General features: G+C 42.0%; 9 protein-coding genes. 3 read left to right on the forward strand and 6 right to left on the reverse strand.

What is annotated here, in order from left to right:
• Window positions 1–366: 366 nt before the first annotated feature.
• The 5 genes from H525_RS0118230 to H525_RS0118250 form a co-directional block, all read right to left on the reverse strand.
• Window positions 367–750, reverse strand: coding sequence for a VOC family protein (locus H525_RS0118230; RefSeq protein ID WP_027417356.1), 384 nt, complete (start codon window positions 748–750; stop codon window positions 367–369).
• 156 nt (window positions 751–906) lie between these two features.
• Window positions 907–2232 (reverse strand): MmgE/PrpD family protein, encoded by a 1326-nt coding sequence (locus tag H525_RS0118235; protein ID WP_027417357.1) that lies wholly within the window; start codon window positions 2230–2232, stop codon window positions 907–909.
• Window positions 2233–2391: 159 nt separating this feature from the next.
• Window positions 2392–4554 (reverse strand): hydantoinase/oxoprolinase family protein, encoded by a 2163-nt coding sequence (locus tag H525_RS0118240; protein WP_027417358.1) that lies wholly within the window; start codon window positions 4552–4554, stop codon window positions 2392–2394.
• Between the two features lie 20 nt (window positions 4555–4574).
• Window positions 4575–5144 carry an acetone carboxylase subunit gamma gene (locus tag H525_RS0118245; protein WP_027417359.1) on the reverse strand — a complete coding sequence of 190 codons (570 nt, stop codon included), beginning with the start codon at window positions 5142–5144 and terminating at the stop codon, window positions 4575–4577.
• Between the two features lie 26 nt (window positions 5145–5170).
• Window positions 5171–7381 (reverse strand): hydantoinase B/oxoprolinase family protein, encoded by a 2211-nt coding sequence (locus H525_RS0118250; protein ID WP_245590526.1) that lies wholly within the window; start codon window positions 7379–7381, stop codon window positions 5171–5173.
• Window positions 7382–7817: 436 nt separating this feature from the next.
• On the opposite strand from H525_RS0118250, the gene H525_RS24730 reads away from it, so the two are divergent.
• Window positions 7818–9782, forward strand: a complete 1965-nt coding sequence (locus H525_RS24730) for a sigma-54-dependent Fis family transcriptional regulator (protein WP_051331152.1) — start codon at window positions 7818–7820, stop codon at window positions 9780–9782.
• Window positions 9783–10280: 498 nt separating this feature from the next.
• Here H525_RS24730 and H525_RS29725 read toward each other — a convergent pair whose 3' ends face one another.
• Entirely contained in the window at window positions 10281–10415 is a 135-nt protein-coding gene (locus H525_RS29725; protein ID WP_425387742.1) for a hypothetical protein, read from the reverse strand.
• Window positions 10416–10601: 186 nt separating this feature from the next.
• Between H525_RS29725 and tnpA the strand changes: the two genes are divergently transcribed.
• Window positions 10602–10844 (forward strand): IS66 family insertion sequence element accessory protein TnpA, encoded by a 243-nt coding sequence (tnpA, locus tag H525_RS24735; protein WP_245590527.1) that lies wholly within the window; start codon window positions 10602–10604, stop codon window positions 10842–10844.
• Window positions 10845–10938: 94 nt separating this feature from the next.
• On the forward strand, window positions 10939–11079 hold the full coding sequence (gene tnpB / locus H525_RS29730; RefSeq protein WP_425387748.1) for an IS66 family insertion sequence element accessory protein TnpB: 141 nt from the start codon (window positions 10939–10941) through the stop codon (window positions 11077–11079).
• The last annotated feature ends 39 nt before the right edge of the window (window positions 11080–11118 follow it).

An 11118-nucleotide genomic window follows, 5' to 3' on the forward strand; every position in this document is an offset into this window, starting at 1 on the left:
AGTACTATGCCAAAAAGAAAGCGGAGCCGAAAGAGTTTGCCGAAAAACGTGCCCTTGCTCTTACAGCCCGTAAATTAGTGCGATTGGTCTTTTATCTGCTGAAGACGAATCGACTTTACGACCGGAAAGGAGGAATCCGACAACACATGTAAGACATAACTCTTTCATCCAATTCCACCAGTTCCTTGGATTTTGAGGAAATATTTTGAATTCAAGGTAGGGTGGGCTTAGTTTGGTATTGCCTTTTTTTGGTTCACCCCCCAAAAAAGCAGCTTTCGACAAAATATTATGTTAACTTAGGGGCTTGACATCATACCGCTGCTCTTTTCTGTTTAATGCTTCAGTTGAAGCCTCGCTCCCATGTCACTAAGGCTGTACTAATTCTATGGATACATCACTGGTAGAAACCGTATCTAAAAAGGCAATTTTAGATCCCCTTCCGCCATCCCTGGGAGATTGGTCCAGCAGCGGTGCATTATTGGCCTTCAGGATTTCTAATGTGCCTGCAATATCTTCAACTCTCAAAGCGATATAATGAAGTCCTTCACCTTTAATCTCCAAAAAATCTCTAAAGCTGCCTTCACCTTTAGGTTCAAGTAACTCGATAAGGGTTTCTCCCGAACGCAAAAAGGCTATATCAACATTAGCCCCGCTATGATGCTCAATTCCCTCGAACGGCAGACCCAAAACATCACGATAGAATAGCAAGGCCTGCTCTAGATTCCTTACTACAATGCCGATATGATGCACACCTAAAAAACTGAAGTCATTTGCCCCTTTCCGGAAATCCTGGAACTTACCCGCTGAGAATACGGGTCCACCGGCACTTGGCTGGCCTGTGAACCCAAAACATCCCCGTGGCATCGCTAAACTTTAAATTACATAGCAGTGTTAAAATTTTTAAGTCTAGTTATTAACAAAATCTATAACTCTTCCAACATCGCTTAAGTTTTCTAAGCTTAGTATTGATTCATAAAGATCTCTGATGTTTTCATCTGGTAATTTCCCTGCTGTGTATAGCTTAAAAATATCGATATGCTCTTCTCTTTTTAATGGACTTTCAGGTCCGCCAAAAGCCTGTTTAAGTCTCATTTCATGTTGCTCACCATTTTTTAGGGTCAAGGTTAAATGAGCTATACCCGAATTGAATTCCCTTGGCCAATCTTCATTTATCTTAACTTTCACCCTGGATCGCATTTGCTGATATCTTTCATCAGCTATTTTAGCTTCTGAAAAAATGCCGTAATGCATGTCCTCTTCTAAAAGTACTCCCGATAAAATATGCTGCAGGCTAAATCTACTGTCCTCTATATCCACCGGGTTTGGTCTATCACACGTTCCATCAATGGGGCCAACCTCTAATTGGATTAAATCAACATCCTTGGGATCAATATTTTTTTCTTTTTTTATCTGACGCAGCATATCGATTTGACGATGAGTTAAAAAGCAACATGGATATTTTTTAATCCAGATATTATGAATAAACCATGTTTCACCTAAGCCGTTGGTAATTTGAGATAAGTCATAATCCCTACCTTGCAACAAATTAGTTAGCCATTGCTCAATATTTGTACCGCCAGTCATACCATTTTTGGCAAAAACAGCAGCTAGGTACCCATCTCTGCATGCAATAGCTGATTCTAAATAATGGGCATCGGTACCAAAATTCGAGATATATCCGCCTGCTCTTCCAATGGCTATTCCTATTGCTGATTTTATTTGCTCATGATCCAAAGATAATGCTTTTGCCGTGGCAACTGCTGCACCAATTACGCCATAAAAGGGCAAATCGGTTACTCCTATTGGCGTCAATGAATACATTCCCAATCTATTCATGACCTCTAATCCTAAAGCAGATGCCTCTAAAAATTGTTCACCTGTTAAGTGTAGTCTTTCAGCTAAAGCGAATGTTACAGGAAAAACGGTGATATCGCTGGTAGCGGACGGAAATTGATCATCTTCCAACTCTGCAGCATGCGACGTGTACCCGTTAACAAAAATGGCAGTTTCTAATGAACTTTTAAAATCGCAGCCGATGACACCTACCTCTGGAGCACCCAAATTCATTTTTGCATACTCAATAATTTTTTTCGTTGACTCGGTTTTGGAACCGGCAATCATTCCCGCCATCGTTTTCAACGCTAACTCTTTTGTAAATTCAATTGTTTTTGCAGGAATATCCTCATAATTTGTTTCCAAGATAAATTTGCTAATTACATCTGCAATAGCCACTTTGAATACCCTTCCTTTCGTTTCGCTCAGGCACAAAACGTTGTGAACATGCCGCCTGTTCGCTTTCTAATTCCAAAGTTCGCCGTGAGATAGATCATCTACTTCACTAGTCGTATAAGTCCCCATCCTCAAAAGGTGGGGACTACAACTAATTACCATTTATCTGATGTCTCGATAATGCAGCAAACGGAATTTATCCACGCCTACTTCCTTTCCAGGCGGGATTACTACAGTAGTCATGGGATCCTGGATAATAGCGGGCCCCTGCACAACATTCCCTGCATGCAGTTCTTTCATTTCCCAAACGGAAAACCCTTGCCACTTTCCCTTATGGAAAACTTGACGGGTAGAAACATAAGCAGAATCAGAAGGCATAGCATCTTGCAGATCGTACTCACGAATCACAGGAACCGGTTTTGGTGCTACCGCTTGAACATAAACCTCGGTAATGGCATACCCGGATTCAGGGAATCTCGCGCCCTCAGGGAAGATTTTTGTGTAAACGTCTTCAAACGCTGAAGTTAATCGCTCAATATCATCAGCCGAATGAATTTCACCAAAAGATAATGGTGTATCAAAGCTTTCAAGCTGACCGATATATCTTGCATAAACCCCATATCTAAATGTGATCTGTGATGGATCCAATCCTTCATTCGCCATTTCGCGAATAGCGTTAGCTTCAAGTCTGCGCCAAGCATGATTGATGCTTTCAGCGACACGCTGCTTTTCTTCCGATCCGAGTGTATGCGGCAAGAGAACCACTAAACTTTTGTCATAGCGATGAGTATATTCAGCACAAGCTGCGCCAAAGGCGGAGAAAGCCGCTGCAAATGGAGAAGTGATGATATTGCCAACCCCAGTCCCCTCACTATACCCCCACATATGAACGGGACCAGCACCTCCATAGCAAAGGAGGGTAAATTCCGATGGATTGTAACCGCGAGACTGAAGGGTCACGCGAATCAAATCTTTCATCTGCGTATGGAAAACTTCCAGTATTCCTTCGCCTGCTTTATAAATGTCTAATCCCAAAGGATTGGCTACACGCTCTTCCAGTCCGGCCAACGCTTTATCCCGGTCCAATTTGACCTTACCGCCCAAGAAATAATTAGGATCTACGTAACCTAGTGCAACATTGATATCCGTGATGGTTAAATCAGGATACTGATGGCAAAGACCGACACGATAGCCGGCACTTTGCGGGCCTATGTGCATCCGGCGATAATTATCAACGCGAACAACAGAACCTGCACCCGATCCGACGGAATCCAAAGCAACCATCGGCAGCGCCAGACGATGTCGCGCAAAATCAGCATCCTTGCGAATACCAATCAACCCATCCACGACTAGACCTACGTCGAAGCTTGTACCGCCAAGATCCGCCGTTACGATGTTTTTGTATTCCGTAATCTTCGCAATCTGCTGTGCGCCGGTTAGACCTCCGATCGGACCGGAAAGCACCGTTTCGTACAGACGCGGATAGTGAATCGTGACTGCTCCTCCATAAGACAAAAGGGTTTGCAGAGGGGCACTATATCCTTCTTTTTGGGCAGCTTCTTCTACTTGTCTCAATTGATCCCGGGTTTTTTCTGCCGCGAACGTCTGAAACAGGACGCTTTTTACCCGATTATTTTCTTTCATTACAGGAGCTACTTCTGCAGAACAAACGACTGGAACATCCACGCCGTATTCCTGCACAATACGCTCGGCAATCTCTTTCGCCTTCAGCTCGTGCCTAGGGTCAACATAGGAATTCACAAAAAGAATGCCAATCACTTCGACTTTGTTCTTTAGAAGGGTTTTTACCGCTTCTTCCACTTCTTTTTCATTGAGCGGAATCAAAATATCGCCTGAATCTGCTTCTGCTGTGAGATAGGTAGGACCCGCAATCCTCTCACTTACGCCTATAACATTTCTGCTGTCAACCAATGGAGTCGTGTGCCGACGTAATTGTTGGTGTAAAATCTCCGCCTGGCTTTCCCCAAGCCAGGTCAAGCCGCCTTCCATGACGGTGATGTGTTCAAAGCCTCTAGTGACAATCAGTCCTACATTTGCTCCTGTTCCTGTAAGCATTGTATTTAGCATACCTGTACCTGCATAAATGGACACGGCACAATTACTGTGAATGTCGGTAGAAGTCAACCCCAAATAGCTGGCCGCATCACCTACAGATTCTAAATAGCTGGATTTTTCATCTTCCCTGTTTGTCAAGGATTTGCCCACAATAAATGAACCGTCCGGTTTAACCAAGATGGTATCCGTCATCGTTCCGCCTGCATCAAGCGCAAGAATGAAATCTTTTTCCTTTTTTATCGTTGTCATGATATTGACCTCCTCTTCGGCTACTTTACTGCTTGTTCCCATTTGGTCAAAAGATCTTCGGAACGATCTTCATACCAGTCAGGTGATTCATCTTCAAGAGGTTTACCCAAAAAATCTCTGTAGAATCGATCTAAATCCGGAAGCATTTCGAACACAACCGGATATCCTGGGGGAACCACTTCAACAGCTAATTGAGCCGAACAATTTGGACAAAAGAATTCTCGAATTTCCTGCCACTCCGGTTCCGGACATGCAGGTTCGGGAGAATAGACCTGTTTAAATTCATCCAGTGTCTTTCGGACTCGAACGAGACTTTGAAGCTTCCAGTTGATTCGGTAATCGCCATATTCATGTCCGCAGTCGCATTTGACAATGCGGTTACCTTCCTTGTCCTTTACCACATACAGATGATCCGTTAACCGCAGTAGGATCTTATCATCCCATGGTACACTTTCTTGCAGAACTTCAAGGTATTGCCAAAAACGTTCCGCATCCTTTTGCGGCATTCTTTGCAGCCTTTGCACATTTTCGTCACTAATAGTGCCATTCACTAGTTGTCTTATCAGGTCCTTATCAATGGAATCAGTCATTAAAATTCACTCCTTACCAGGAAAGATTAAAGTTGCCAGAAATTATTTATTTCATTTTTGAAAGATTCGAAACTCATTGAACTTTCGTACATATCCCGAACAGGATCAATAAAATCTTGTTTTTTGACAATCTCTCTTTCCCTCTTCCACCATTCAAACACCGGCTGGGCTGTTTGTTTTCTTGCCTCCATCATTTTCTTACGTAAGCTTTGAGTACGCTTATCGTCTACTTCTAAAGAACCGGAGACATTTTCTTTTAATACAACGCCATACAATTCCTCTGAAAATTTACGATCTACCCAACCGTAAATGACATCTTCCAATACAGAGTGAGGATCACGTTCGATTGGATCCCCCCAACCTCCTGCTGCCCCTGCGGCATCCGCTAACATATCGCCATCTTGGAAGCTTTGTTCTGGCATATCGAATTTCCAAACATCCAAATTTTCCGATTTTAATATCCCTTTTTCTGTATAATCCAACACTTCGGATGCATCTCTCGGAAGGGCAACTCCCTGGTCGACTAGTTGGTTTGAATTGGTTCCTCTTGCCGAAACATGAAAGGCACTTGGAGCCGGATAAGCTCCGCTCATACCGAGTGCGACAAATGTGGTAGCCGCCACCTGCGAGCCTCCTCGGCTGATTCCGAGCCGTTGCCCAGGGTTTTTAATCCAGTGAACGGACGAATCACCAATGCCGCCGCGATATTTGCCGTGCCCGCAGAAGTTAGGTAATAATTTCCTGCCAATGTAATAGAGAGGCGGAATTAAATACTCAAATTCTTCGGCGTTACCAATATTGGGAAGCTGCGTCCATTCTGCCCAGGCCAGCGGTAAACCGTCGCGGTAACTGAAGGCTCCCATGGCTACGCCGCCAACCGATTCAAAGTTGGTAAATCCGTAAGGAGTGCCATCTTCAAGTTCACCGGAACCTTGAATCCCTTCCCAGTTACTATCAGCCGTAAATGCTTCTTCAAGATAACCGCGGGCAAACAAGGCGCGGTTAACGGCATTAAAGCCCAACGCGTTCATAGCCATGGATTGAGCCCAAATATTTGAAAAGCTGGCAAATGAATTTTCCGGATTATAAATAGATCCTTCAGGATAATGCGATTTGGCTACATAAGTAATGGCCCCTGTAGGTTTGGTATTATGAGCAAATTGATTGATCATGGCCAGATAAAAGGCAACGTCTGCACCGCCCGGATAGCCATTAAAGGCGTGGTACCCCCATCTGGATGTACCTTCAAAGTCGGCTATTATGCCGCCGCTTTCATCCACTTCAAAGCGCTGACGAATATGAATGAGGGAATCTTTATCAGCATGAGCCCAAAGCTTTTGCAAACCTTTGTATTTCACCGCACGAAACGCAGTACTTGTGTATCGGCCCGGAACCATAATCGTTTTAATGTTCTGTAAAATTTCCAAACGACTTTCTTCGATGATTTCACGAATGGCCTGTTTATAATAGTCGACTCCAAATTCCTCTATAATCTCATGCACAGCTTTAAGAATCATCGCGCAACCGGCCAATCTCATCTTGTCGTCTAAGTTATTTAACGTACCTGCACGTGTCCGTTGCTTCCAAACGTGTTCCCACCAGGTGTATTGGCGCAAGTTTTCCCCCGTTTTCATCGGCGGGACAACCAATCCATCCATAAATGTGTCTACTGCAAAGCCGGGCCAGCTTCCGGCAACAGGGGCACCAGCCTCCATGATGTGATTCACTGCCATTGCCCAACCGACTATTTCATTCTCGACAACGATTGGAACGTAAGTATACGTATCCCCTGGATGAGGAGCTCCCCCAGTCTTCCCATCATCCGTAACAAAAACATCACCATCATTAATTCCAGGGTTCAGATCATAGTTATTTTCCGCCATAAACCGGATGGCAACTTTGCTAGAGTTAAGGTGACTAAAGAAACCAAGCGATATAACCAAGGTATCTCCCTCAGGAGTAGTGAGCGTCCAAAGGGACTCTCCCATTTCCCGCGCACCTGGTGATGCAGTAACATACCTTGCCACTTCTCGCGCTGCCAAAACAGATGCATGCAGTCTTGAATAAAAACGTTCATACTTCACGGGATCATCTTTTTTGAGTCGCAACTCACTGACACCATAGTAATGCCCCGTTTCTTCCGTAAGTTTATCTCGACGGGCAACTTGCTCCTTCAATGAATATACTTTCTCTTGGTAATTAACAGACACTTTATTATTAGCTAATGTTTTGATCACAGATTCTGATCTCCCTTCTATAGAATAGGTTGTGGAAATCGATAATAGTTTTTTCTACTTAAAAAGCAAACTTTATCAACTTATTTTCAATGTGTATATTCCAATGAAGGATTTCTGTTAAACCTTTTCAGATCACCGTCCCCAGTGCATATGGTTTTTATTGTGGAGATTACTATTTTTCGTTCAACCTCTCACCCCCCTTGCTTGATAACTTAAACAAGCAAAAACCATGCCAACGAATATTGCTATGAAAAATAGCATTAGATGAACTGAGAGCCATCTCTGTATTTACACTTGTAAATATAAATGTTTAACAATTGTAAGTTTTGTAAACAGTTTAACAATTGTTATTGATGTGTCGAATAGAATTTGATAATATCTTTTTGACTGCAGGATTAGTTTGAGAAAGTAAATTCAATAGATTGGAGGAGATAAAATGCATACTATTAAGCTGGATTATTTTGATATCCATACCAGCAAGGAATGTATCCGTAGAATAGATAAAGCCAAGGAAGATTTTATTGTAGGGAAAAATATTACCACTCGAATCGATCAAACCGTTATCGATTCATGGAAGCGCTGTCAATCCCGAGGCTTTAATCATAATAAATTCAAGGCTCCAATTACGATATCAAAGGAATTTCTCGATAATAAGATTAATGAAGAATATTGGATCCGCACGGCTATTGGTATAATAAGAGATTTTAATAATATACAAAATCATATCATCATCCTTACCGATGATATAGGAAACGTCCTCTGGATGGATGGGGATAAACAGGCGATCAAAAAGGCTTATGATATGAATTTATTGCCAGGGGGAAATTGGAGTGAAGAATACACGGGAACAAATGCGATCGGAACAGCGATTTATACGAAAAAACCGGTACAAATTGTTTCCACGGAGCATTTTTGGAATAACTTGAGTTGTTGGGTTTGTTCCTCGGCACCCATTTTTGATCCGTCAACGAATCAATTACTTGGCATCGTGGATATAACCGGCTTCACGGAACATTCGACTCCTCACTTACTCAAAACCGCGATTGCCATCGAAAAAGCGATTGAAATCAAACTGAGCTATAAAACGATGATTCATCAAAACAAACTTATTGAAGAATACGGTTCCGCCTTTGATAAATGGGGACAATCCAATGGAATATTAGTCGTTAATAAAAACGGTAATATATTGCGTTTGAATCCAACAGCCCAACAAAGCCTAGACCAATATCAAGAGTATTTGATGCTGGACTCCCTAGGCCGGATCCAAAACGATTTTATCAAAATGGGAAAGGAGAAAGGAAACTTCCGATTAACGAATCATATCGAATTAAATGTCTTGCCTGTTGAATACGATAAGCAAGTAATCGGTTCGATTCTTGTTTTTTCCGATTTAAATAAAAAAGTACACCCATCAGTTGGGTTGCATCCGTTTAAGTATTCATTCCGCCACATTATGACGAATAGCGCGGAATTTAGGAAAACCGTTTCCAATGCTATACGTTTAGCCCGCCATCCTATCAACATTTTAATTGAAGGAGAAAGTGGAACAGGAAAAGAACTGTTTGCACATTCTATTCATTCGGAAAGCAACAGATCACATCATCCTTTTATTTCTATTAATTGCGGGGCAATACCAAAAGACTTAATTGCCAGTGAGCTATTCGGTTACGAACCAGGTGCATTTACCGGTGCATCTAAAAATGGACAAATCGGTAAATTTGAAGCTGCAAACAACGGAACTCTATTTCTTGATGAGATCGGAGAAATGCCTTTAGACCTGCAAGTATATTTGCTTAGAGTGATTCAAGAAAAAGAAATATATCGGGTAGGCGGGAAAAATCCTATACCCATCAATGTGAGAATTATTTCTGCTACCAATAAAGATCTGAAAAGTCTAGTGAAAAAGGGGGAATTTCGAGAGGATCTATATTATCGACTTAGTTCTGCTACAATTAATCTCCTCCCTCTTCGAAAAAGAAAAGAAGATATCCCCATGCTTACTGTATATTTTCTTCAAGAAATTTTCTCACAAAAGCAAAGAAAAACACCTTTTTTTTCACAGAGAGTAAAAGACATTTTATTAGAATATCATTGGCCTGGAAATATTCGTCAATTAAAGCATGCTACAGAATATATGTCCATATTTTGCGAAGACGATGAAATTACCGAGGAGCACTTACCTGAATTTTTATATGATCTCACATTGGAAAGCACCGACAATTCTATATGCCAAGGCGATAATATAGACCCACAGCATTCAAATGAAAAAGCGGAAATTGAAAGGATCATTGAAAAACATCGCGGTAACTTAAGTGCTGTATCAAAAGAATTGAATATTACCAGGCCTACCCTTTACAAAAAATTAAAACAACTGAATCTTGCAGTTATAAAAAAATATTAAAGTACACAAATCCTACCTTCGGAATCCGGGTTCCTTCTAAGGGGGGCCGATCCGGCATTAAACGAAATCCATTACGGACTGAGGCTTCTTTTGCTTTCATATATAAGCCCTCCGCACTAAAGTACGAAGAGCAAAAGTTTTTTTCATACAATGCTTTATGGTAAATATTTTAGTGGGAAAGTGTCATTTTTACGGCGAATAAATAACGAATACAAATGGATTTTATACGAACAACAGAAGCCTGATCTACCTCTTATTAATAAAATTAACAACCGAAAATTTCCGCGTATAATTCTTTAAGAGGCTGTTCAAAAAGCCCAATTTCAGTTTGAAGACAGCAGCATAAGTAGCCAATAGATACTCCAAAATTGGAAATGAAAGGGGCGGCATGGCATCGAGTAATCTTCCTCGGCACTGATTCCATTTCAGTCCCTAATTTTTGACAGCCGTATCCCTTGTGCCGTGAGTTTCTTTTTTTCAGTTGCGTGTGGAGGGGATTTACCCTGCCAGTGGCAGCGAGATCTGCCCCACTTGGATCTCTTGAAGCTTTTTAATGTTTGCCACATGATTCGGTGGCAGAACCGTCTCCCGAACATGTACAATCATTCGCTCAATTAACCTGTGGGTCGCCACTGAAAGTGATAAAAAACTCCACTTTACTGATAAAATTGGCGGGATTTGAAGTCGGCACTTTCCGAATATTCATATATTAAACCGAATATACATACATATTTCGGTAAGTGTCAAATGGTTCCCACATAGTTTCATATTTTTGAGTGTGAGATAATCTTCCTCAGAACACTAAGGAGGATTTTCTTTATGACAAGAATAGAACGACTTAAAGAATGGGAGGAACGGATCGCCACATATAGGGCGAGTGGACAAAGTACGAAAGAGTGGTGTGAAGCCCATGGTGTAAAACCTCATCAACTATGGTATTGGCTCCGGAAGCTTAAATCCACAGAAGACCCTGTGCCATCCTCATTTAAGTGGGTGTCGGTAGAATTGGACGAAAAGTCTCTGAGTCAAGGAGCACATTGCTTGTCAGAGTGGGGCCTGTAGTTGTAGAGGTACAACCCGGCTTTGATCCCACGCTACTCGCCGACGTCGTACGAACACTCAAAACGTTATGCTAAGCGAAGCGAACGTTGAGCGAATGTATCTGGCCTGCGGAAGCACCGATTCGCGGAAATCAATTGACGGGTTAGCCGTACTTGTAAAGGAAGAGTTCGAACTCGATCCTTTCTCTCCCTCGTATGATATTAATAGAACTTCAATTATCTGTTTTTCCAGTTGATCCGGACAACAAAAAATAGTGGATTTGAATTTCCAGAAT

It is taken from the genome of Aneurinibacillus terranovensis DSM 18919 (assembly GCF_000430625.1).
Lineage (GTDB): Bacteria > Bacillota > Bacilli > Aneurinibacillales > Aneurinibacillaceae > Aneurinibacillus_B > Aneurinibacillus_B terranovensis.